Genomic DNA, 22,855 nt, shown 5'->3' on the forward strand with positions numbered 1-22,855 from the left:
GCGCGCCTTCCAGCGCCAGACCGGCCTGTCGCTGTCGACATGGTGCCAGCAGGCCTGCCTGTTCGCCGCCCTGCCGAGACTCGCCGACGGCGAGCCGATCACCAGGGTGGCGCTCGATCTGGGCTACGACAGCGTGCCGGCCTTCATCACCATGTTCAAGCGCATGCTCGGCTCCTCGCCGCGCGGCTACATGCGCGGCGCGCGCGACAGCGGGGAAAGCCCGCGGCGGCCAGCGCCGGATGCCGGAACCAGACTGTTGCCGCCGAGAGCATAGTGGGATCGGCCGTAGTTCGCGCCGCGTGTCCTTGTTGCGAGGTTTTCGGGCCGATTTTCGCCTGAAGAACCTGTGCGGGCCCAACGGATCGACGGGTCGCAGCTCCTGTTTCGGCACCAACCTGTCGCAGACGAACGTCAGTTCATCCAGAGATGACGCTTTCCACCGGGGCCGTTCTTCGCGCCTAATCCAGCCATGAGGGGTAACGCTGCCGGACAAAAGAGTATGCCGGCAAAGGTTATATTGTATAATTTGGAGAACTACCCACTTGAGTGAAATCAATTCTTCTTTACAATAGGATTCTTCTCTAAGGGGGCTTAGAGGCCAGGCTGACTCCGCAAGGCGTCAGCAGGTTAGAGAATATGGGGTTGCACCGGACCTGCGGCGCTTGCCGGCAGGGACGGTTCCTACGGGTGGGACAGTCTGAACATGGCCAACGGGCTCAAGGCTGCGCGGGACATCCGCGCGCTGTTTGAAGGCGGACATAGGGGAGCCTGGACGTGGCTCGGGCGCCTGTTCGTGATCCTCGGCGCTTTGTTCCTGCCGGCTCGCATGTGGATCAGCCAGCGGATCGCCGGGAACGCGCAACCGCGAACCTCGAAGCGACCGCTCTTCGCCGCGCTGGCGGGGCGGCTTCCCGATCTTGGTTCGCTGGCGGGCAGCTTCGGACGCAAGGGGCACGCCGTGGTGCTCGCGCTGTCGGCAATCCTGATCCTGCTCTCGCCGATCGCGGCAAGGGCAGCCGATGGCGATGGCTGCAACTATCTGAAGAACAATCCCACCGATTATGACAACGGCGCCTATGTCATCACCGCCGGTCCCGTCACTCGAGCGGCGCCTCCAGGCGGTCAGACCGGCATTACCAACTACGCGTTGGGAACTGTTCTCTACTACTCCTATACGGTTTCAGATCCTTCTATCACTGCCAGGCTGACCTATTCGGGACTGAGTGGCCTCGGCATCGATATCGTGCCTGCCACATCGACCGGAGGCAATGGATCATTCACCCTGCCGGTGGACGCCCGTGCGGTAACGCCTTCTGCTACGATTCCGGGTAGCGGCCCAGGCGGTACCGTGACCTGGACGGTCTATTGCGGCGTCCAGGCGAAGCAGGCTATCGCCACGGCCAGCGGCACGATCGGCTCGCCGATGAATTTCACGCCGGTCACGGCATCCTTCGGCCGCGGAACCTACACCTACGCGCTGAGCGGCGGCACGCTGCCCACAGGCCTTTCGTTCAACACCGGCACGGGCGCGATCACCGGCACGCCGACGGCCGCGCTCACCGCCACCACCTTCACCGTCACCGTGACTACCCCGGCAGCGGGTTCGGCATCCCAGACCTTCCTGCTTACCGTCTCACCGCCGGTGCCCACCGTCACCGCCGTTTCGCCGGCTTCCGGTCCGACCGGAGGCGGCAACTCGGTGACGATCACTGGCACGGGCTTCTCGACGGCGAACGCAACCGGCGCGGTGCTCTTCGGCGCGACGCAGGCAAGCTATACGATCGACAGCAATACCCAGATCACCGCGACGGCGCCCGCCGGCACGACGGGCACGGTCGACATCACCGTCACGACGCCCGGCGGCACCAGCACGACCAGCGCGGCCGATCACTATACCTATCTCGCGCTGCCGACGGTCACGGCGATCTCGCCAACCTCCGGCCCGACCGCCGGCGGCACCTCGGTGACCATCACCGGCAGCGGATTCCTCGCAGCCCCGCCGGCAGGCGCGGTCACGTTCGGCGGCAATGCCGCGACCTATACGATCGTCACCGACACGCAGATTACCGCCACGTCACCCGCGGGCACCGCGGGTACGGTCGACGTCATCGTCACGACGCCCGGCGGCACCAGTGCGACCAGCGCGGCGGACCAGTTCACTTACGTCGCGGCACCGACGATCAGCGCGTCTTCGCCGGCGAGCGGTCCGACGGCGGGCGGGACCGGGGTGACGCTGACCGGCACCAACCTGACCGGTGCGACGCTGACGGTGGGCGGCGCGTCCGTGACCCCGACCGGCGCCGACGCAACCACGGTCACCTTCACCACGCCGGCCCATGCCGCCGGCGCGGTCAGTGTGGTCGTCACGACGCCGGGTGGCTCGGCTTCGACCAGCTTCACCTATGTCGCGGCTCCGGTCGGGAGTTCCTTTACGGCGTCCGCGGTCGCGTACAATGCCACGGCGGTGAACTTCAGCGTTGCCGGCCATGTCACGAACAGCCCGACCAGCTATGCGGTGGGCTCGGCGACCACGGCCAATGGCGGTTCGGTCTCCGTCAATTCCGCGGGGCTCGTCACCTATAGCGCGCCAACCGGATTTCGCGGCAATGACAGCTTCACCTTCACGGCGACCAATCTCGGCGGCACGTCAAGTCCGGCGACGGTTACAGTGCCGGTGAGCGACCCCGCGCTTACGTCGACGCTGACCGGCAGCGGCACGCGCGGCACTGCGCTCTCGGGTGTGCAGATCAACACCACCGGCGGCAGGACGCCCCATAGCTGCTCGACGACGCCGGCGTCGGGCGCGTTGCCCGCGGGCACGCAGCTCAATTCCAATTGCTCCATCAGCGGCACGCCAGAGGCGAGCGGCGCCTTCATCTTCACCGCCGAAGTGACCGACAGTTCGATGGGCACCGGCCCCTTCACCCAGCTGACCGGCTCGCTCACGCTCAGCATCGCCGCGCCGACGATCGGCCTGTCGCCGGCCGCCGGCTCGCTGCCGGGCGGTACCGTCGGCACCGGCTACTCACAAAGCTTCACGGCAAATGGTGGCACGTCGGGCTATGGCTATGCGAGCACCAGCGGCACACTGCCTCCCGGGCTGACCTTGGCGGGCAATACACTTGCGGGCACGCCGACCGCCACCGGCACGTTCGATTTCGACATCACCGCGACCGACAGTTCGACCGCAGGCAGCGGCGGCCCCTATACCGTGACCCAGAGCTATAAGATCGTCGTCGGTTCGGGCACCCAGACCATCAGCTTCGATCCCCTGTCCAACATCTCGTTGTCGTCGACTCCGCCGCCGCTCTCGGCTACCGCGAGTTCCGGCCTGACGGTCGCTTTCGCCTCGACCACGCCGGCCGTCTGCACCGTTTCCGGCACCACTGTGACGCTGGTCGACCTTGGTCTCTGCTCGATCACCGCCAGCCAGGCGGGCGACGCCGATTGGAGCCCGGCGAGCGACGTCCTGCAGAGCTTCACGGTGACGCCGGCCACTCTGGTGATAACGCCGGCTGCCGCCACGGGCCTTCAGGTGGGCGTTGCCTATTCCCAGGCCAACACGGCCTCGGGCGGTCTCACCCCCTATAGCTATGCGCTCAATGCCGGCGCATTCGTGCCGGGCACGAGCCTCAATCCGGCGACGGGCACGGTTTCGGGTACGCCGACCGTGGCGGGCTCGTTCAGCTATATCGTCCAGGTTACCGACAGCCAGGGTCCGTCGGTAACCGCGACGACGCCCGTCACCACGGTGACGATCGCCAAAGGCAACCAGACGATCGGCTTTACCTCGACCGCGCCGACCGGCGCGAAGGCGGGCGGGGCGTCTTACACGATAGCGGCTTCGAGCACTGCCGGTCTGGGCGTGTCCTATTCGCTCGACGGTTCCAGCACGGGCTGCGAGGTTGCGGGCGACACCGTCACCTTCACCAGCACGGGCACCTGCGTCATCAACGCCGATCAGCCTGGCGACTCAAACTGGAACCCGGCGCCGCAGATCCAGCAAAGCTTCGCGGTCGGCAAGGCAACGCCGACCCTCTCCGTCTCCGCTTCCGACAGCGCTCCGACGCTCGGCGCTTCGGTGACCTTCACCGCGGAACTGACCGCCAGCGCATCGCCGACCGGAACCGTCACCTTCAAGGACGGCTCGACCACGATCGGGACCGGCACGATTTCCGGAACGACGGCGACCTATTCGACCACGGTGCTGAGTGTCGGCGAGCATACGATCACCGCCGAATATGCCGGCGACACCGAAAATAACGGTGCGACCTCGGCTGCCATCACCGTCACGGTCGCAAAGGCCACGCCGACGCTCGCCGTCTCCGCATCCGACAGCGCCCCGGTGCTCGGCGCTTCGGTGACCTTCACCGCGGAGCTGACCGGCGGCGCGTCGCCGACTGGAACCGTCACCTTCAAGGACGGCTCGACCACGCTCGGGACCCGCACGATTTCCGGCACGACGGCGACCTACTCGACCACGGCGCTGACCGTCGGCGGGCATTCGATCACCGCCGAATATGCCGGTGACGCCGACAATGCCGACGCGACCTCGGCTGCGATCACCGTCACGGTCGCGAAGGCCGTGCCGACGCTCACTGTCTCGGCGTCCGACAGCGCGCCGGCATTCGCCGCTTCGGTAACATTCACCGCGGAGCTTACCGGCGGTGCGTCGCCGACCGGAACCGTCACCTTCAAGGACGGTTCGACGACCCTTGGGACCGGGACGATTTCCGGGACGACGGCGACCTATTCGACCACGGCGCTGACCGTCGGCGGGCATTCCATCACCGCCGAATATACCGGTGACGCCAACAATGCCGTCGCGACATCGGCTGCGATCACCGTCACGGTCGCAAAGGCCGTGCCGACGCTCACTGTCTCGGCTTCCAACAGCAACCCCGTATTCGGCGCTTCGGTAACATTCACCGCGGAACTGACCGGCGGCACGTCGCCGACCGGAACCGTCACCTTCACCGACGGCTCGACCACGCTCGGGACCGGCACGGTGTCCGGGACGACGGCGACCTACTCGACCGCGTCGCTGAGCGTCGGCGGGCATTCCATCACCGCCGAATACACTGGCGACGCCGACAATGCCGCCGTCACCTCGTCCGCCATCACCGTCACGGTCAAGCCGACTCCGGTCTTCACCTTCTCCCCCGCCGGCGGCGCCTTGAAGGACGCCATGGCAGGCGAGGACTATAGCCAACCGATTTCCGCGACAGGCGGAAATGGTACGCTGACCTATAGTCTCACCTCCGGGGCTTTGCCCCAAGGCATGACGCTCCTCTCGTCGGGCGAACTCACCGGTCCGCTCGACGCGGGCGCGGAGGCGAAGGACTACAATTTCACCATCGAAGTCCGAGATGGCGACGGCGCCACCGGAACGGCAAGCTATACGATCAAGGTCAGGCAACGCGCCGTCACCGTCACCGACAAGAGCATCGACGTGTCGGCTGGCGGATCGCCTGGCAACGTCAACCTGGAAGTCGGTGCCACCGGCGGCCCATTCACCTCGGCGGACCTGGTTTTCGTCGAGCCGGCGAATGCCGGCACGGCGAGCATCGTCCTGGGCGAATTCGCTGCTCTAGGCCCTACGCCTCTCGCCTGGTATCTGAAGTTCGTCCCGAACCCGGCCTATTCCGGCACGGCGAAGGTGGGCTTCACCCTGACCAGTGCGCTCGGCGTTTCCAACACTGGAACCGTGACCTACAAGCTCGGCTACGATGCCGCCGAGGTCACGGACGAAATCGATAGTCTCGTGCACGGCTTCGTCCGCTCGCGCCAGAGCATGATCTCCTCGACGATCAAGGTGCCGGGCCTTCTGGAACGGCGGCGAATGGAAAACGCCACCGACCCTCTCTCCGCCCGCATGGCGCCGTCGGAAACCGGCTTTACCGGCAGTTTCTCCTCCAGCCTGGCACAGTTGGAATCCGCCAGGGACAATGCGGACGGTGCCTCCGGCCATGCCCCGCTATTCAACATCTGGATCGACAGCACGTTCATGCTGCACCATGGCGAGCAGAACGACGACAACCGCTGGGGCAATTTCGCGATGGTCAGCCTGGGCGCCGACTATCTCCTTTCGGAAAAGGCGCTGGTCGGCCTGTCCTTCCACTACGACCGCATGACGGACCCGACAAACGAGGATGCCAAGCTGACGGGCAATGGCTGGCTTGCCGGCCCCTATGCCTCGTTCGAAATAGGCAAGGGCGTATTCTGGGATACGAGCCTGCTCTACGGCGGCTCGGCCAACAACATCGACACGGCCTTCTGGGACGGCTCTTTCGACACCAAGCGCTGGATGGTCGACACATCGGTCACCGGAGAATGGCAATTGGGCGGGGACACGGTTCTAACCCCGAGGCTCAGGGCTCTCTACTTCTCCGAAAGGGTCGACGACTATGCGGTAAAGAACGCTGCCGGCGACACGATTTCCCTTGAAGGCTTCGACGAGGAACAGTTCCGGGTCAGCCTCGCGGCGGAAGTCACCCGGTCGTTTACGCTCGGCAACGACATGGTGTTTACGCCCAAGCTCGGGGTGACGGGTGGCTTTTCAGGTCTCGACGGTTCCGGTGCCTTCGGTTCATTCTCGGCCGGCCTGGCGCTGCAAACCCAGAATGCCTGGATGATCGACGCCAGCCTGTTGCTCAATATCGAGGGTGATGGCCAGCAGTCTGTCGGGGCAAAGGCCGGCGTCAGCAACAGGTTCTAGAGCTGTCCGGCGTTTCATGGAATCGCCGAACGGCTCCAGCTCTCCCCGGAAACGCCGCGGCTCGCGGCTTTAGTTTCGCTCTTGGGGACCGTAGGAGCCATTGCCGTCGAAAAGGATTGCGAGACCATGTTCGGCCGCGCATGCAGCGATTATGAGTTCGAACGCTTCCCCGCTGACGGGCAAATTTGGCATCACTTCTCGGATCGCGGTTTCAGCCTGGTTGATTGAGACCATCTGACGCCGCTTCTTTCGAATTTTGCAGTACTGGACGACCAAGGTGTTCAGTCGCTGCACTTCGGCATCTTGAACAAACATCACTTCGCTTCTGCTTTCCGCTGTCCGATCCCATCACATCAAAATGGGCGGCAGCTTCCCTGGTTCCTCGGTGCGGATATTGCGCGGGCGTTCCAACCCGTCACTTTCCAGCACCGAAGAAGGTTCTGATCATCCTGAAGAACGCGGGTCCTTGCGATAGGCCAGCGTATTTGAGATGTGGGACGTGTCCTGTGGGCCGGTGAGCCAGCCCGAGGCGTATCTCCTCGCGTCCCGCGAAAGCAACTGCCTGGGATCTCAGCACAAATTGGTGGAAGGTCTCTCGGTCATTTTCGACCACGCGGACAAACCAGCCGCCAAAACCCGGCGTCAGCTGCACACAAGCTTCGAGGCCAATAGGGTCGCCTTGTGGGAGAACACTCACAGCCTTTCTCCGTATCGCGGGCAAAAGCTCGACTGTTCCGGCGACCGTAGCGCGCCAAGGTGACTGCGCTGTGACAGGAGCTCTGGCGCCCGACCGGCGACCGCCTTGGCTATCAGGCCTTCTTGCCCATTGGACTGTCATTTGCCCGCAACAATATCGGGGTAGCGTCGTTCGGCGAGAGAGCCCGATCTTTGTTCAGCGCGGGCAGAACGGCGAAACCGGTCATGGGTCGGGGCCGAGGCATCAGGCAAGTAGCGGATGTGCTGAGAACCGAGGGCCTTGGCCGGTTCCTGCAGTTGTCTGCCTTATCCCTGAGCGAGCCGATCAGGACGCAGAGGCTTCATCGCCGCGTCGCTGTCGACGCAAGGCAGGCATTGTCCAAGCTTGGGGAAACGCGACAAAGTCGCGGATTGTTTATCGATTGCGGGTCCAACATCGGCCAAGGGTATAAGTTCTTTTCCCGGTATTACACGCTCGACCGCTACGACTATGTTCTTGTCGAGCCCAACAAGAATTGCCTGCCGCACCTTCAGGCATTGCGCTCGGAAAAAGCGGCGATGGAGATCATCGCCAAGGCGGCAAGCGTGAAAGACGGCTATGCCGAACTATTCGGTCCCCCTCCAGACCGGTCGGAACCCACCCATGAAGGGTGCTCGATAGTCCAGAGCCACAATGCGGGTCTGTATCAATCGCAACCATTCGCGGCGGACCTTGTCGAAACGTTTTCGCTCTCACAGATGGTTCGGGACAGGCGTGGGCTCTACGATGTGGTCGTTCTCAAACTCGATGTGGAAGGGGCTGAGTACGACATTCTTGACGATATGATCCGTTCCGGGACCCATCGCGATCTCCACGCTGCCTATGTGGAATTCCACTCTCATTATGCGAGTAATTCCGAAAGGCGGAACAACGGCGCCGTGGAGCGCAAAATCATGCATGAATTTCGGGAAGCCGGCACGCGGATAAGCAGGTGGATATAGCCTCTGCCATCGACATGAAGGCTGCTTTCCCAACGTGAGGAACCAATGCATGTCGCGCAAAAGTGACCTCGGTTTTGCGACAACGACATGCATCAGAAAACGACCTAAAGCGCGTCGTGTGAATCCGTTTTCACGCGCCGCGCTTTAGGGCGGTTCAGCGTTTGATGGAATCGCCGAACCGCTCTAACTCTTTGTTTTTACGCAATTCCGGACGGAAAACCGTTTCACACTTTTCCTGGAATTGCTCTAGTCGAACAGGCTCGACACCGATTCCTCGGTGGCGGTGCGCGAGATGGCCTCGCCCATCAGGTCGGCGATCGAGATGACACGGATGTTGGGGGCGTCGAGCACGCCCTGCGTCGGCTGGATGGAATCGGTGATCACCAGTTCCTGCAGCTTCGAGCCGCTGATGCGGGCCACCGCGCCGCCCGACAGCACGCCATGGGTGATGTAGGCGGTGACGCTAGTGGCGCCATTGGCCAGCAGCGCGTCGGCGGCGTTGCACAGCGTGCCGCCGGAATCGACGATGTCGTCGATCAGCAGGCAGTCCTTGCCGGCGACGGCGCCGATGATGTTCATGACTTCCGATTCGCCGGGCCGCTCACGGCGCTTGTCGACGATGGCGAGCTGGGCGTCGAAGCGCTTGGCCAGCGCACGCGCCCGCACCACGCCGCCAATGTCGGGCGATACGACCACGACGTTGCCGAGCTGCTTGTATTTGGCCTTCACGTCGCGGGCCATGACCGGGACCGAGAACAGATTGTCGGTCGGAATGTCGAAGAAACCCTGGATCTGGCCGGCATGCAGGTCGAGCGTCAGGACGCGGTTGACGCCGGCGCGGGCGATCATGTTGGCGACCAGCTTGGCCGAGATCGGCGTGCGGCCCGATGCCCGGCGATCCTGTCGTGCATAACCGAAATAAGGGATGACGGCCGTGATGCGCCTGGCCGAGGAGCGCATGAAGGCATCGACCATGATGAGCAGTTCCATCAGATGGTCGTTGGTCGGGAAAGAGGTGGACTGGAGGACGAAGACGTCCTCGCCGCGCACGTTTTCCTGGATTTCGACGAAGATTTCCTGGTCGGCGAAGCGCCTGACACTGGCCTTGCCCAGCGGGATGTTGAGATAGCGGGCGACCGCTTCAGCCAGCACCCTGTTGGAATTGCCTGCGAAGAGTTTCATGCACCGTTCCTGGTGGAGGATGGAGAGCCCCAACAGACTCGCCTGCGCCCTTTAACCGGGCTTTTAGCGGCCCGCGCCGGTATTGCAAGCGGGAATCCGCCGGCTAATCCCAAGAAAGCTTCGCGTCGCCGGCGGGCAACACCTCAGCCCGCGCTGCCGCCGAGAAACGCCGCGAACTGGTCGATGGTCTGATCGGCGATCGCCTGCATGGTCGCGGGCGCCACCGCCTTCCAGCTGTCGGCGCCCGCGCCGGCGCCCGAATTCGCCGAAGGCGCCTTCATCTGGCCGTTGATGCGGTGCAGCCGGTTGCCGGAGGGGTCATAGACGTCCCAGACATAGATGACGGTGGTGTCCTTGCCCTCGGACATGGTCGAGAAATAGCCCTTCAGCACATGGGTCGCGGTCTGGTCCTGGCTGCCGGCGAGCGTGATGCCGCGCTGCTTGGCGCGTGCCTGCAGCTCCGCCGTCAGCGGCGTGGCGGCATCCACCGAAGCGCCGACGATCGGCGCGATCTGCAGGCGCGTCTTGGCAAGGACGGCAGCGCTCGGGGCTGGTGCGGTGGCGGCGGCAGGAGCGCCGGCCGTCGTCGCGGCAGGGGCGGCAACGGCGCCGACACTGCCTTGCGTAGCCGGCGCCGGCGTCGCCGAGGCGGCCGGCGGGGTGATGGCGGAGGGTTCGAGAACGTCTTTTGCGTTGGTGCAGGCGGCAAGCGCCAATGCCACGAGCAATGACACGGTCGTCACATGCGATCGTCTCATTTGCCTTCTAACTCCTTGGCGAATAACGCCTCCCATTATGGATTCACTGCACGATCAAGTCGAGATCATGGCGGGAAAGCGGCTTCGGCTGGGATTCGGTGGTGAGGTAGGTGCGGCCAAGCGTCATTGCCGTCTCGGTCTCGGAATCCATGATGATCATGTGGGCGAACAGCGTCATGTTGGGCGCGATCGGCTCCGGATTGCCCTGGTAGAACATCGGCATGTCCATCCAGGACGGCGTGAAGCGGGCGCCGACCGAATAGCCGCACGCATTCAGCCGATGCTTGGTCAGGCCGTGCGCTTCCATGGTGCGGGCGTGCGCGTCGAACACGTCGCCGAAGGTGTTGCCCGGCGTCATCGCCTTTTCGACGGCGAGAAGTGCCGCACGCGCGGCATCGAAAAGCTCCTGATGGCGCTTGGAGACCTTGCCGGTCAGCACCGTGCGCATCATCGGCGCGTGGTAGTGGTGGAAGACGCCGGCCCATTCGAGCGTCAGCTGGTCGTTCTTGGTGAGCTTGCGGCGGCCGGCCTTGTAGCGGCACAGAAGCGCATCGACGCCGGAGCCGATGATGAACTCGTTGGCCGGATAGTCGCCGCCGCCGGCGAAGATCGCGCCTTGCATGGCGGCCAGGATCAGCGCCTCGTCGCCGCCCTGCTTGATGAGCGGCAGCGCGGCGTCGAGCGCGTCGTCGGAGAGATTGGCGGCTTTCTCGGCCTTGGCGATCTCGGCGGGGCTCTTGAACAGGCGCAGCCGGCCGACGATGCCGGAGGCGTCGGCGATCTGGCCGAATGTCTGTAGCTGCTCGTCCAGCCGGCGGCCATTATAGGCGGTCAGGCCATGCGTGTCGTACTCGACGCCGATGCGGGCGCCGAGCAGGTCGAGTTCGTTGAGCAGGTTGCGCAGGTCGACCGCCGGGTTGGCGCCGTCGCGGTCTGTCCACAGCACGATGTTGTCGATGATCGAGGTCTGACGTGCCTGGCGCAGGTCGGCCGAACGGGTCAGAAGCACCATCGAGCCGTCGGCCTTCACCACCAGACACTGGAAGAAGCAGAAGCCGAACGTGTCGTAGCCGGTCAGCCAGTACATGCTCTCCTGCGCGAACAGCAGGATGGCGTCGAGCTTCTTCTCGGCCATCTCGATCATCAGCCGGTCGCGCCGCGCGTCGAATTCGGATCGTTCAAAATGCAGCGCCATTATTCATTCTCCAAAACAATTGCCGAAACCTGCCGGCCATAATCGGGTTCCCCGCGGTGCGTGGTGCGCCGGTAGGAGTAGAAAAGATCTTCTTCCGCATAGGTACAGCGGCCGAGGCCCTCGGCGCTCACGCCGGCCTCGAGAAGCCGGTCGATCGTGTAGCGATTGAGGTCGAACATCGAGTGGCCGGCATTCGCCGAAGGCGCGAAATAGCGTGCGTTCCGGCTGTCGGCCTCGACGAAGCGGGCGACGAATTCCGGCCCGACCTCGTAATTGTCGGGACCGATCGAAGGGCCAAGCACGGCGACGATGTTCTCGCGGCGGGCGCCGAGGCCCTCCATGGCGGCAATGGTGTTTTCCAGCACGCCGGTGAAAGCACCTTTCCAGCCGGCATGCGCCGCGCCGATGATGCGCGCGCCGGCATCGGCGAACAGGACCGGGCCGCAATCGGCGGTCGAAGCGCCGATGGCTATGCCGGGCCGGTCGGTGACGATGGCGTCGGCCTTGGGCCGCTCGCCGGCGAAAGGCTCACGGGCGACGATGACATCGGGCGAATGGATCTGCCAGGCGGTCAACAGATGGCTTGCCGGCACGCCCATCCAGTCGGCGACACGGCGGCGGTTCTCGGCAACCAGCGCCTGATCGTCATCCGATCCGGAGCCGATGTTGAGGCCCTGATAGATGCCTGTCGAGACGCCGCCGGTGCGGGTGAAATAGCCGTGGCGGATGCCTTGTGCCCGTGCCTTGTCCAGCAGCGGCGACCGAACGGGATCCGGTTTGGTCTGAATAAGCATGCGGGCGTTGTTGTCCGTGTGGCAGGTTTCGTCAAGAAAAAGCGGCCGGCGGTCCGGCCGCATTTCTACGGACGGGAGATTGGGAGGCGCGGCGGTGAAAAGTCAATCCGCCGTCGCAAATGGCCTCAACGTCGCGCCGGGCTGCAATACCGCAAGCACCTTGAACAGATCGCCCATGGCCTGCGGCCCGGCGAGGCGTTCGACATCGCCTGATATTTTGTCACGCACGGCCTGGGTGGCGTCCGCGCCGAGCCGGCCGGCGCGCTCAAGGATGCCCATGCCAAGCAGGAAGTTACCCTGCGTCGACAGATGGACGTTGAGCCCATGCGCGCGCACGGTCGCGGCCAGGGCGGCGAAATCGACATGGGAGGTGAGGTCGGCTTCGCCGGGATTGGCCAGCACATCTTCGTGACCGTGCCGGCGCAAGGCCTGCAGCGTGTCGCCGACACCCGGCTGGAGGTGGCCGTAGTCGAGGAACAGCCCGGCGCCGCCGTGGCGGGCTATCCGCCCGGCGATGGCGGCCATCAGGGCCGTGCGCGCCGGCGCCAGTTCCGCGATCGCACCTTGCGGTGCATCGTCGGCATCGGCCGGCAAAAGCGTCGGATCAACCGAGCCGGCGCCGGCGAAGAAGCAAAGCGCGTCCTTGTCATCGAGGCCGACAACGCGTTCGCGCCAGCCCTGGCCCACGCGCACGAACTGCCGGACAGGAACCGCATCGAACAACTCGTTGCCGACGATGAGCAGCGGCTGATCGGGTAGCGCCTCGATGGTTTCGTGCCAGCGGATCGCGAACGGCGTCGTGCCGAGCGTCTGCTTCTGGATTTCGGTCAGGCGCGGGCTGGTCTCGATCATGGCGAAGCCGGCGCCATTGGCCAGCGTCGGGTCGAGCCGCGACAGGGTGCGCAGCATGTCCTTCATCAGCGTGCCGCGGCCGGGACCGATCTCGGCGATGGTGACCGGCGTCGGCCGGCCGATCGCCATCCAGGCCTGGTAGAGCCAGACGGCGACGAGTTCGCCGAACATCTGGCTGATCTCCGGGGCGGTGATGAAGTCGCCGGCCGCGCCAAAGGGCTCGCGCGTCGTGTAGTAGCCGTCGGCGGGATCGAACAGGCACAGCGCCATGTATTCGTTGACGGGAAGCGGTCCGACCGCCTCGATCAGGTCGACGATGCGGGTCTTCAGCCGCGTCATGTCGCCTGTGGCTGCGCCTGCGGCACCGGCTTGGCCGTCGCCATCGCCCAAATGCCGGCCAGCACCATCGGCGTCGACAGGATCATGCCCATGGTCAGCCAGTTGGTGCCAAGGAGATAGCCGAGCTGCTGGTCGGGCTCGCGGAAGAACTCCACGAAGATGCGCGAGAGACCATAGCCGCAGATGAAAGCGCCGCCGACGAAGCGCGGCGTCTTCAGCTTCAGACGCGAATGGGTGAGGATGCGCAGCACCAGGAACAACACCACGCCTTCGAGCAGGGCTTCATAAAGCTGGCTGGGATGGCGGGTGAAGGGGCCACCATTGGGGAATTCGATCGCCCACGGCACGTCGCTCGGCCGGCCCCAGAGTTCGGAGTTGATGAAGTTGGCGACGCGCACGAGGCCGAGCCCGACCGGCACGCCGGTGGCAACGACATCGAACAGCGACCAGGTGCGGATGCCGCGCTTGATGGAAAACAGCGTCATGGCGAGGATGACGCCGAGCAGGCCGCCATGGAACGACATGCCGCCCTGCCACACCGCGAAGATGTCGAGCGGGTGGGCGATGTAGCGCGCCAGATCGTAGAACAGCACGTAGCCGGTGCGCCCGCCCAGCACGACGCCGATGGCGGCCCAGACGATGAAATCGTCGAGATCCTCGGGCTTCATCGGGAGGACGCCATCAGGCCAAAGCTTCGGATTGGCGGCCAGCCGCTTGGCGTACCACCAGGCAAACAGGATGCCGACGATGTAGCCGACGCCATACCAGTGCACCGCCAGCGGCCCGATCTGGATCAGGATCGGATTGATGTTGGGGAAGGGCAGCGAGGCCAGCGGCAGCAGGAAATATTCGTTCAAAGGGAAGCTCTCGGTTGCGATCGGCGCGGACCATGCGGCAGGGTTTTGGCAGGGTCAAGGCAAGGCGGGTGTCGTCAGCTCACCCTCCACCAGGATCATTTCAAGGGCCGGACAGCGAGGCCCGCCGGGCGAACCTGATGTCTAGGTCTTCGCGGCAACCCACTGACGCAACGCGTCGTTGATCCTGTCCTGCCAGCCGGGACCGTCTTCCTGGAAATGGTCGAGCACGGCTCGGTCGATCTTGATCGAGACAAGCTCGCGGACATTCGGGGCGGCCGACGGCTGGCGAGGCGGTGCTTCAACCGGCTTCTTGACCGGCTTGAAGACGGCTTCGGCGGCTTCCATCGGATTTGTGGGTCGGCGCGGGGGCGTTGCCATTGTTAGTTCCTCACTAGGGCGTGGCGATGCCACGCAAGATGACAAGACATAGGCGATTTGGCGTCCCTAAGTACAGCTTGGGCCGCTTGAGGACGCGCGGCGGGCACGGGAGTGCCATGCGCCATAGCAACGCAGAGGCCGCACCGGCCCTCAACGTTCTTGCATTCGGCGCGCCGCGCCACTACGTCATTTTCGAGCAAGCGAGGATTTGCCATGTCGACCGGACCGAACCGCATTCTCGATGAATTCGCCAAGCTGATGACCGACGCCGCCGGCGCCGCTCAAGGTGTGCGCCGTGAGGTGGAGACAGCCTTCAAGGGCCAGGCCGAGCGTATCCTCAATTCGATGGACGTGGTGCAGCGCGAGGAGTTCGAAGCCGCGCGCGAAATGGCCGCCAAGGCCAGGGAAGAGAACGGCAAACTTGCCGAACGCATCGAAGCGCTCGAAGCCAGGATCGCCGAACTGACCGGTCAGGCCACACCTGCGGCCTCGGCCAAGCCAAAGCCAAAAAAATAATTCGTTAAACTTTTCCACAAAGCACCAGCCTGAAAATCGCTTTGCCGTGAATCGCTTACCGGCATTGCGTGACTCTTTGTGACAGCCACCTTTCCACATGCGAATGACGCAGTGCGAAAAATTGGGCTGTTCACGCGACTCCCGATCAATAGACTGAATTTGTTGCATGATTCGGAGCAGGGTCATGCGCCGGGCGGTGGGGTCCGGTCTGGGGTCTTTGCGTCGAGAGCCCCCGGCCGTCCGAGTTCAAGACAAGATTGTTCGTCGTGTGTGCCCCGCGGAGCGTGTGGCGCTCCCCCTGAACACAGGAAGCATTCCATGGAACTTCTCGAACTCGAATTGTCCCGCGAAATCCATCCGGTGGATGTGATCGAGCAGGTGGCCCACAACAATGACTGGTCCTTCGAACGGGCCGGCGATGACGAAATCTCGATCTCGGTTGCCGGAAGCTGGACCGATTATCACGTCTCCTTCTCCTGGATGGAGGATTTTGAAGCGCTGCACCTGGCCTGCGCCTTCGACATCAAGGTGCCGGAGGCGCGCGCGCTGGAAGTGATGCGCCTGCTCTCGCTGATCAACGAACAGATGCTGTTCGGCCATTTCGACCTCTGGGAGCAGGAAGGCGCGATCATGTTCCGCCAGTCGCTGCTTCTGGCCGGCGGGGTGGAACCTTCGAGCCAGCAGGTCGAGGTGCTCCTGTCGTCCGCGCTGGAAGCCTGCGAATGCTACTTCCAGGCTTTCCAGTTCGTCGTCTGGTCGGGAACCTCGGCCAAGGATGCGCTGGCGGGCGTGCTGTTCGAGACCTTCGGAAACGCCTGAGGTCGGGGCAGGATGAGTTCGAGCAAAGAGCGTAAGCCGGAGATCAGTTTCGCCGATTTCGATCGTGTCGACATCCGTGCCGGCACGATCGTCGAGGCCGAGCCGTTTCCGGAAGCGCGCAAGCCGGCGTTCAAGCTCAGGATCGATTTCGGACCGGGGATCGGCATCAAGAAATCCTCGGCGCAGATCACCAAATACTATACGCCTGAAACGTTGATCGGCCGGCAGGTGTTCGCGGTGGTCAATTTCCCGCCGCGCCAGATCGGTCCGTTCATGTCGGAAGTGCTGACGCTCGGTTTTCCCGATGAAGAGGGGGCCGTCGTGCTCGGCGCCATCGAGCGCAAGGTGCCGGATGGCGGGCGGCTGTTCTAGGATGCATTGATATTCAGGTGAGGCCGGCCTGCGAACGGCGCTCTCCTGCGCTTCCGGTGCTCACGTACCCAAAAGTACGCTCCGCTCCGGTTCTCGGAGCCCACCGTTCTCGGCTCGGCCTGACCTGAATCTCAATGTATCCAGGTGCTTGTTCGATCAAGCCGCCAGCTTGCGCGTCGTTCCCAGCGCTTCCTCGACCGTGTCGAGGAACATTTCCGCGCAGGCTTTCCAGCTGTAGCGCATGGCGCGTTCCCTGGCCTGGGCGCGGTCGACGTTGAGCGCGGCAAGGGACGCCTCGCGCAGATCGTTCGAGACCGCGCCGCCAAAGCCGTCGCCGACGATGTCGATCGGCCCGGTCACAGGATAGGCCGCTACCGGCGTGCCGCTGGCCAGCGCCTCGATGATGACATTGCCGAACGTGTCGGTTCGGCTGGGGAAGACGAAGACGTCGGCCGAGGCATAGATTTCGGCCAGTTCGTCATTCGGGCGATGGCCGAGGAAATGGGCGTTGGGGTAGCGGGCCTTGAGCTTCGCCAGTTCCGGGCCTTCGCCGACGACCACCTTGCTGCCGGGCAGGTCGAGATCGAGGAAGGCGGAAAGGTTCTTTTCGATGGCGACGCGGCCGACGCAAAGGAAGACCGGTCCGGGAAAGCCAAGGTCTTTCCTCTTGTCGGGCCGGAAATGGTCGGTGTCGACGCCGCGCGTCCAGGGGCGCAGCTTGTTGAAGCCGCGCGCCGTCAGATCGTCGGCCAGCGACTGCGTGGCGACCAGCGTGCCCTGGCCGGAATTGTGGAAATCGCGCAGCCAGCGATAGGCCCAGCTTTCCGGCACCGGCAGGCGGGCGCTGAGATATTCAGGAAAGCGGGTGTGATAGCTGGTGGTGAAAGGCCGGCCGGCATTGCGGCAGTAGCGCCGCGCCATGATGCCGAGCGGACCTTCGGTGACGATGTGGATATGGTCGGCCTTGTAGCCATCGATCAGGCGCGCGACATGGCCGGGCGTGGTCAGCGCCAGGCGGATGTCGGGGTAGGTCGGCAAGGGCAAGGTGCGAAAGATGTTCGGCGTCAGGAAATCGACCGCGACGTCGTAGGATTTCAGCGTCTCGGTCAGCCGCTCCAGCGTGTGGACCACACCATTGACTTGCGGGCGCCAGGCGTCGGTGACCATCAATATGCGCATGGCGGCCCTTTGCTGGAAAGGTCGGCGGCGGCCTTGAGGCGATGGCGGAACGGCGACCAGCCCGCGGCCCTCGCTTCGCTCCAGCGCACCCGGGCGGGCACGGGGTCGAAGTGAGGCGACGGAACCGAATCAATCGATGTCGCGCGTTTCATGCGCGCTCTTGACCATGGTTTCATGACGGGCGGATGAAGACGCGGCGCGGCCGGACTATCATCGAACCGGTTTGGCCCGCCGAAACAGAGCAAGATCCTTTACGCGCCCGATCGGCGGTTCAGTTGCCTGTGTCGCGGTTTGCGCCAAGAACTCCATTGAGCCGCCAGATGGCACCGGTATCGGGAATTTCTGCCAGTGGCTTCGTCAGCTTGTAGGACGGAAAGGCATCAACCGAGGCCTTATCGGCCACGAGGTAGAATGAACACGTCGGACATAAAGCCAGTATCGCTCCCTGCTCACGGTCGAGGACGCCCTCACTTTCGATCGAGCGGATGACATGGCGGCCGGAATAATAGACGAAAACCATATCGGGGTAGGGCGTCACGATGATCGCATTGTCGGGCAGTTGTTCTCGTGACAACTCGGCCAGGGCGATCATTGGGGAACTTGGCGTGAAACTCGTCAAGATATCTCGGACGGTCATATAGGACAACGAGGCGACCAGAACCGGGGCCACGAAGCAGGCGAGCGCACCGCGACGGGAAGCTTTTGCCGTCATGGCCCCTGGAGAAGCCGGGTTTGCGCCACTCACGATTGCCTGCTGGTCGCCATACGGACGTGAGAGGAATCGCACGAACGAAAGGCCCGCGCCGCTGGCTGCGGCCGGCAACAGGATCAGCATTTCGTATTCGTGTATGGACATGTGGTTACGCATCAGGATCGACCACAGGCAGAACATGCTCAGCGAACCTAGATAGATCGCTATCGCAGGCCTCGGCAGACTGGCCGCCGCGCCCATGCTTGCAAGACCGCCTGCCAGGCCCAGCAAGCCGATAAAGCCGAAGGTCACCATGCGTTCCGGAAGCAAACTCCAAAGGTAGTACGTCCAAGGGTAGGCTGAATTGGCAAGAACTATGTCCTGAATGTCGTGCGGCGTGTAGCCGGGCGGATAGACGGCCGTGGACATGCCGGAACGCATCATCGCGCGGTTCCAGAGTCTTTCCACAAAATGTGGGTACCCCGAACCGTAGAGCAGGAGGATGAATAGCAAAGCTGCCACGGCCGCGAGGCCGAACAAGGTGAGCGCCAGCGTTGTCTGCCTGTGGCGATCGCGCAAAGCAAAGAAGCAAAAAGCGGGTGCGGCCAGCAGCGGCTCCCACGACGTCATTACCGCCGAAAAATACGCAAAGGCACCGATACCAAGCATGACCCGCCGATGCGACTTATCCATGGCGCGCGCCGCCGCACCCGTGTTTGTTGCAAAGAGCGTCAGTGCGAGCACCGTCAGCATGATCGCCAGATGCAGATGAAGGCCCGCAAAGCCAAAGTGGAACATGATCGGGGCGCCTAGAAATGTCAGCGCGGCAAGGCCTGCGGCGATCTTGTCAGGCTGGCCAGCAAAGCTGCGCCAGATCAGGGCCGCCGATGCGACATTGAGGGCAACGGACGACAGGTGATGCGTGACGACACCCTCGCCAAAAACCCGGAAAAACAGCGCAAGAAGTATCGGATAGAGCGGAGGCCAGTGCAGATAGGCATCAGGGGAGGTCGTCAGCGGGGCGTTGTTCTGCACTGGAACCAGCCCGAGATCGAAAAGTCCCGCGACGTTGAATGTCCTCGCCATGACCGCAAAATGACTGCTGACCCAGGCGTGTTTATAATTGTAGGCATAGAGCTGTATCGCGATCGTGGTGAGCACGATCGCCGCCAGGCAAATGGCCAGATGAAGCACTGTCACCGGAAGCCGCGACCCCCGAAAGGTGGCGTCCAGTTCCGATATTGCCGTGGCCGGCAGGGTGCTCTCGTCGCTTCTGTTCATTGCGTTGACCGTTTTTCGTCGCCCGAGCCGACAGGCTCCACGACGAACAGGATGGAGTCATAAAGGTTGAGCGGCACCGTCAACCGCGCAAGCATGCGCGGGGCCTTGAGCCGCAATCGCACCGGTAGATAGGCCATCACACGGTCCCACAAATAGTCGGCGTTGAAATACCAGCAGGGACGAGACACATGGATTGGCCTCAATCCAGCGGCGCGACATGCTTTCTCCAGCGTTGTCCTGTCGAAATATCCGATATGGGCCGCGCGGAAATGCCACCAGTTCCTGCCCATGAGGCGCGCCATCACGGATTTCACATCCGGCGTGACCATAATGAGCTTTCCGTCCGGGGCCATCACGTCGCGGATCGTTCGCAACAGTCCGACGGGATCGGAAACATGTTCGATCACATCGATAAGGCAGACGGCATCGAATGGCCCGACTATATCCTTGTGAGGCAGGACCCCGCAGTGAACCTCATGCCCGCCTTGTTGGGCCCTGGCTGACAGCCAGCGCGACGGTTCAACGCCAACCGCGCTGAAGCCTCGTTTTTCAGCTTCATCGAGAAGCAGGCCGATGCCCGCGCCTACATCCAGGAGTCGGGCAGGAGCCGGGCAGAAGGCCCCGACGAGCTTCACCAGCCTGCGCGCCTGCAGGGCTCGCGGACCCGCGGTCTGCGTGTATCCGGGATCCTCCATGTCCTCGTAAAGTGCGAGCACGTCGGTGGTTTCCGGGCATTGCAGGAAGCCGCAGCATTCGCAGCGGAAAATGGCTGCCGTCACTCCATAGTTTGCGTCGGTAATGGCGAAAGCGTCGGCCGTGATTTTCTCGGGAATGGTTGATGGGCGAACCAGAACCGTCTTGGCCGAGCCGCAAACCCAGCACGAACCACCACCGCCATGAGCCGGCTTGCCTACGGAATCCGTCATGGAAACATCCGAGGAATGCGCAGGTAGCGAGACGTGCGCCGGGCCGGTTGGCGTGCGCCGGACCAGTCCAGCACCGGAAGGCCGTGGGTCCAGGCCAGCTCGCGCATGGCGGGCTTGGGGTTGATCACATAGCCAGAACCGGCGAACGTAAGAAGCGGCAGGTCGCTTGCATGATCCGAATAGGCGACGATCGGCAAATTGCACCTGTCGTTGGCCAGGAAGCTCCTTAGCCTTTCGACCTTTTTGGCTCCGTAACAGTTTTCACCATCGAGCCGCCCATCCAGGATCGCGCCGAGGTGGCCCGAGGTTCGCCACGCGACCTTCGAGGCAATGACATCGTCGAACCCCAGATGTCGCGCGATCCCGTCGACATAAAGATCCGGACTCGCGGTTATGAGAACCAGGCGGTCGCCGCGTGCACGGTGTGCTTCCATCGAGGCGACTGCACCCGGCAAAATCCTATTCCGGCAAACCCTGGCGGCGAAATCGGCGCTGTAGTCGGCCAATGCGCGCCGGCTGGCGCCGCCGCATATCAGTGTCAGGAATTTCTGCTTGGCCCAGCTGTTGCCGCGCAGACCAGTCCAGAAAGCCAGCGCATGGACGGGAAGCAACACGCAGCGGAAAATTCGAGCGGGATTTTTTGCCAGAAAGCCGAGCAGAAAGGGCACGAAGGTATCGGACCGCGTGATCGTACCGTCCAGGTCATAGACGGCCATGACGGTGTTGTTGTCGGATGTTTGAGCGGTCACCGCTGCACCGCGGAATAAGCGGTGAACGTGTAGAAACGGTTGGCGATGAAATTGAACGCCGTCACGAGCAAGATCGCGACAGCCTGCGCCAGGAGATACGGAAGCCCGACCGCCAGCCCGGTATGAAACACAATTGAATTGATCGCCAGGCCAAGAGTCGTGACGATCATATAGCGCGTCAGCGCGAGGCTATGATCATTTCTGGATCGAAAAACCCAGCGGTGCTGGAAATAATAATTGAAGGGGATGGCAGCGCAGAATCCGATGATGGAGGCGACCAGCTTCCTCATGTCGGCCAGTTCCACCAGGGTAATCAGGACGGCATAGTGGATTGCGACCGCAGTCAGGCCAACAATCCCGTAACGCATGATCTGGCTGGTTGGCATGTCCGTCAGTTTCCGACAGGCCTGCCAACCTGCTGCACATCGAGCAACGGATAAAGAAAGGGCATATCGACGAACTGCATGATGGCAACGGCCACGACCAGGAAGCCGACATAGGCCATGAAAGGCGTCTCGCGGAAAAGCTTCTCGGGCCTCTGCGCCGCCGACTCGTTTTTCATGCCAATGGAAAGATACCAGACGAAGAGCACCGCAAAGAGCGGGAATGAAAGGACGAACTCGATCCTGTGCTTTATGAGGAAGATCGCGAGAAAGAAGCTCGCCGTGTTCGCGTAGAAAAAGCCTGACAGGAGCAGGGTCTTCTCGGTGTATCCGGCAAAGGATCGCCTATAGAGGCTGGCGCGCTGCCGATCCCCGATAAAGCGGTACTCGGCATATCGTTTGATCGCCATGAGAAAGGCGCCGCCCATCCAGTAGGCCATCAGCACGGACGATGGCGGAAAACTGCCGTCGACGACAATGAACCAACCAAGAAGCAGGCGCAGTGGATTGTTGATCGACTCGGAAAGTACATCCATGTAGGGCCGGTCCTTGGTCCGGAACGGTCGAACATTGTAAAATATCCCCATCATCAAAAGGAAGTTGCTGATGATGAAGAAGTCCTTGGAGACCGTCGACGCCAAGGCAAGGCCGGTCACTGAAAGGACGATATACTGAACGAGAATTTGGGGTGCGATCAATTTTCCCTGGGCTGCCGGCCGCTTATGCTTCAGGGGATGATGGCGGTCAAATTCCGCATCGAGCCATTCGTTGATGGTGTAATTGGCGGAAGCGACGAGGCAGGTAGAGATGAAGCCAGCTATGACCGCGAGAACGATATCCGGACGGACTTCAGGCACGAACAGCAGGCCGATTACCAGGCCCGGGATCATGAAAACGTTCTTGAACCAATGGTCTGGCCGGGCGATCGCGACCATCTCTGCGAACGGCAGTCGGACCGCTGTCATGAGCGCGTTCATTGTGTTCCACCTTGCAGACATCGAGGGGGTCTTTTGGAAGACGAATGCGTCTGCTTCGCATGGTAGGGTTTTATGACTTAATATTTTGCGAATTGGGGACTGCCACGGCAATCACTTCAAGGGCAGCAGTTTCCGCGTCAAGAGATGATGAATTGCTGTTCGCAGCGCAAATAAACCTGTTCTCAGGTCGCCTTAAGTCCTTGTTTTGATGC

20 protein-coding genes are annotated in these 22,855 nt (G+C 62.9%); 6 read left to right on the plus strand and 14 right to left on the minus strand.

Annotated elements, in window-relative coordinates; all coding sequences use genetic code 11:
• On the plus strand, positions 1-274 hold a 274-nt coding region (locus J0I79_RS26960), incomplete at its 5' end, for an AraC family transcriptional regulator (protein WP_292866614.1).
• A 429-nt stretch (positions 275-703) separates the two neighbouring features.
• On the plus strand, positions 704-6,718 hold the full coding sequence (locus tag J0I79_RS26965; RefSeq protein WP_292866616.1) for an Ig-like domain repeat protein: 6,015 nt from the start codon (positions 704-706) through the stop codon (positions 6,716-6,718).
• A gap of 69 nt (positions 6,719-6,787) precedes the next feature.
• Here J0I79_RS26965 and J0I79_RS26970 read toward each other — a convergent pair whose 3' ends face one another.
• Positions 6,788-7,033, minus strand: coding sequence for a hypothetical protein (locus J0I79_RS26970; protein WP_292866618.1), 246 nt, complete (start codon positions 7,031-7,033; stop codon positions 6,788-6,790).
• A gap of 642 nt (positions 7,034-7,675) precedes the next feature.
• On the opposite strand from J0I79_RS26970, the gene J0I79_RS26975 reads away from it, so the two are divergent.
• Positions 7,676-8,395 carry an FkbM family methyltransferase gene (locus J0I79_RS26975; protein WP_292866620.1) on the plus strand — a complete coding sequence of 240 codons (720 nt, stop codon included), beginning with the start codon at positions 7,676-7,678 and terminating at the stop codon, positions 8,393-8,395.
• A gap of 246 nt (positions 8,396-8,641) precedes the next feature.
• Here the strand turns inward: J0I79_RS26975 and J0I79_RS26980 are convergent, their stop codons facing one another.
• The 7 genes from J0I79_RS26980 to J0I79_RS27010 all read right to left on the minus strand — a co-directional run bounded on the left by J0I79_RS26980 (position 8,642) and on the right by J0I79_RS27010 (position 14,750).
• Complete coding sequence (locus tag J0I79_RS26980; RefSeq protein WP_292866622.1) at positions 8,642-9,577, minus strand: ribose-phosphate pyrophosphokinase; 936 nt, start codon at positions 9,575-9,577, stop codon at positions 8,642-8,644.
• Between the two features lie 143 nt (positions 9,578-9,720).
• A complete protein-coding gene (locus J0I79_RS26985) occupies positions 9,721-10,335 on the minus strand; it encodes a hypothetical protein (RefSeq protein WP_292866624.1) in 615 nt (204 codons plus the stop codon).
• Between the two features lie 43 nt (positions 10,336-10,378).
• Positions 10,379-11,530, minus strand: coding sequence for a Xaa-Pro peptidase family protein (locus J0I79_RS26990; RefSeq protein WP_292866626.1), 1,152 nt, complete (start codon positions 11,528-11,530; stop codon positions 10,379-10,381).
• Complete coding sequence (pgeF, locus tag J0I79_RS26995) at positions 11,530-12,324, minus strand: peptidoglycan editing factor PgeF (protein WP_292866628.1); 795 nt, start codon at positions 12,322-12,324, stop codon at positions 11,530-11,532. Before pgeF ends, J0I79_RS26990 begins: the two co-directional genes overlap by 1 nt.
• A 102-nt stretch (positions 12,325-12,426) precedes the next feature.
• The gene (locus tag J0I79_RS27000; protein ID WP_292866630.1) at positions 12,427-13,515 is read right to left on the minus strand and encodes a class I SAM-dependent methyltransferase; all 1,089 of its coding nucleotides are present in this window, start codon (positions 13,513-13,515) and stop codon (positions 12,427-12,429) included.
• Positions 13,512-14,372 (minus strand): prolipoprotein diacylglyceryl transferase, encoded by an 861-nt coding sequence (lgt, locus tag J0I79_RS27005; RefSeq protein ID WP_292866632.1) that lies wholly within the window; start codon positions 14,370-14,372, stop codon positions 13,512-13,514. The genes J0I79_RS27000 and lgt overlap by 4 nt, the downstream gene beginning before the upstream one ends.
• A 141-nt stretch (positions 14,373-14,513) precedes the next feature.
• Positions 14,514-14,750: a BrnA antitoxin family protein gene (locus J0I79_RS27010; RefSeq protein WP_292866634.1), complete on the minus strand. Its 237-nt coding sequence runs from the start codon at positions 14,748-14,750 to the stop codon at positions 14,514-14,516.
• A 213-nt stretch (positions 14,751-14,963) separates the two neighbouring features.
• On the opposite strand from J0I79_RS27010, the gene J0I79_RS27015 reads away from it, so the two are divergent.
• The 3 genes from J0I79_RS27015 to J0I79_RS27025 all read left to right on the plus strand — a co-directional run bounded on the left by J0I79_RS27015 (position 14,964) and on the right by J0I79_RS27025 (position 16,457).
• Entirely contained in the window at positions 14,964-15,266 is a 303-nt protein-coding gene (locus J0I79_RS27015) for an accessory factor UbiK family protein (RefSeq protein ID WP_137932475.1), read from the plus strand.
• Positions 15,267-15,584: 318 nt separating this feature from the next.
• Entirely contained in the window at positions 15,585-16,085 is a 501-nt protein-coding gene (locus J0I79_RS27020; protein WP_137932476.1) for a YbjN domain-containing protein, read from the plus strand.
• Between the two features lie 12 nt (positions 16,086-16,097).
• Complete coding sequence (locus J0I79_RS27025; RefSeq protein ID WP_292866637.1) at positions 16,098-16,457, plus strand: tRNA-binding protein; 360 nt, start codon at positions 16,098-16,100, stop codon at positions 16,455-16,457.
• Positions 16,458-16,613: 156 nt separating this feature from the next.
• Here the strand turns inward: J0I79_RS27025 and J0I79_RS27030 are convergent, their stop codons facing one another.
• From J0I79_RS27030 to J0I79_RS27055, 6 genes are all read right to left on the minus strand, one after another.
• Positions 16,614-17,636 (minus strand): glycosyltransferase family 1 protein, encoded by a 1,023-nt coding sequence (locus tag J0I79_RS27030; protein WP_292866639.1) that lies wholly within the window; start codon positions 17,634-17,636, stop codon positions 16,614-16,616.
• Between the two features lie 271 nt (positions 17,637-17,907).
• The gene (locus tag J0I79_RS27035) at positions 17,908-19,608 is read right to left on the minus strand and encodes a hypothetical protein (RefSeq protein ID WP_292866641.1); all 1,701 of its coding nucleotides are present in this window, start codon (positions 19,606-19,608) and stop codon (positions 17,908-17,910) included.
• The gene (locus J0I79_RS27040; protein WP_292866643.1) at positions 19,605-20,387 is read right to left on the minus strand and encodes a class I SAM-dependent methyltransferase; all 783 of its coding nucleotides are present in this window, start codon (positions 20,385-20,387) and stop codon (positions 19,605-19,607) included. The genes J0I79_RS27035 and J0I79_RS27040 overlap by 4 nt, the downstream gene beginning before the upstream one ends.
• 143 nt (positions 20,388-20,530) lie before the next feature.
• On the minus strand, positions 20,531-21,250 hold the full coding sequence (locus J0I79_RS27045; RefSeq protein WP_292866645.1) for an HAD-IB family hydrolase: 720 nt from the start codon (positions 21,248-21,250) through the stop codon (positions 20,531-20,533).
• Positions 21,251-21,279: 29 nt separating this feature from the next.
• Positions 21,280-21,669 (minus strand): GtrA family protein, encoded by a 390-nt coding sequence (locus J0I79_RS27050; protein WP_292866647.1) that lies wholly within the window; start codon positions 21,667-21,669, stop codon positions 21,280-21,282.
• Between the two features lie 5 nt (positions 21,670-21,674).
• On the minus strand, positions 21,675-22,643 hold the full coding sequence (locus J0I79_RS27055; RefSeq protein ID WP_292866649.1) for a UbiA prenyltransferase family protein: 969 nt from the start codon (positions 22,641-22,643) through the stop codon (positions 21,675-21,677).
• Between the last annotated feature and the right edge of the window lie 212 nt (positions 22,644-22,855).

Source organism: Mesorhizobium sp. (genome assembly GCF_017306585.1).
In the GTDB taxonomy this organism is placed as follows: Bacteria; Pseudomonadota; Alphaproteobacteria; order Rhizobiales; family Rhizobiaceae; genus Mesorhizobium.

Bases quoted from the DNA above. Each gene is read 5' to 3' on its own strand.
- J0I79_RS27020 (WP_137932476.1), top strand. From the start codon at position 15,585: ATGGAACTTCTCGAACTCGAATTGTCCCGCGAAATCCATCCGGTGGAT.
- J0I79_RS27050 (WP_292866647.1), bottom strand. From the start codon at position 21,669: ATGCCAACCAGCCAGATCATGCGTTACGGGATTGTTGGCCTGACTGCG.
- J0I79_RS27055 (WP_292866649.1), bottom strand. From the start codon at position 22,643: ATGAACGCGCTCATGACAGCGGTCCGACTGCCGTTCGCAGAGATGGTC.
- J0I79_RS26970 (WP_292866618.1), bottom strand. From the start codon at position 7,033: ATGTTTGTTCAAGATGCCGAAGTGCAGCGACTGAACACCTTGGTCGTC.
- J0I79_RS27030 (WP_292866639.1), bottom strand. From the start codon at position 17,636: ATGCGCATATTGATGGTCACCGACGCCTGGCGCCCGCAAGTCAATGGT.
- J0I79_RS26980 (WP_292866622.1), bottom strand. From the start codon at position 9,577: ATGAAACTCTTCGCAGGCAATTCCAACAGGGTGCTGGCTGAAGCGGTC.
- J0I79_RS27010 (WP_292866634.1), bottom strand. From the start codon at position 14,750: ATGGCAACGCCCCCGCGCCGACCCACAAATCCGATGGAAGCCGCCGAA.
- J0I79_RS27000 (WP_292866630.1), bottom strand. From the start codon at position 13,515: ATGACGCGGCTGAAGACCCGCATCGTCGACCTGATCGAGGCGGTCGGA.
- J0I79_RS27035 (WP_292866641.1), bottom strand. From the start codon at position 19,608: ATGAACAGAAGCGACGAGAGCACCCTGCCGGCCACGGCAATATCGGAA.
- J0I79_RS26965 (WP_292866616.1), top strand. From the start codon at position 704: ATGGCCAACGGGCTCAAGGCTGCGCGGGACATCCGCGCGCTGTTTGAA.
- J0I79_RS27045 (WP_292866645.1), bottom strand. From the start codon at position 21,250: ATGGCCGTCTATGACCTGGACGGTACGATCACGCGGTCCGATACCTTC.
- pgeF (WP_292866628.1), bottom strand. From the start codon at position 12,324: ATGCTTATTCAGACCAAACCGGATCCCGTTCGGTCGCCGCTGCTGGAC.
- J0I79_RS27015 (WP_137932475.1), top strand. From the start codon at position 14,964: ATGTCGACCGGACCGAACCGCATTCTCGATGAATTCGCCAAGCTGATG.
- J0I79_RS26990 (WP_292866626.1), bottom strand. From the start codon at position 11,530: ATGGCGCTGCATTTTGAACGATCCGAATTCGACGCGCGGCGCGACCGG.
- J0I79_RS27025 (WP_292866637.1), top strand. From the start codon at position 16,098: ATGAGTTCGAGCAAAGAGCGTAAGCCGGAGATCAGTTTCGCCGATTTC.
- J0I79_RS26985 (WP_292866624.1), bottom strand. From the start codon at position 10,335: ATGAGACGATCGCATGTGACGACCGTGTCATTGCTCGTGGCATTGGCG.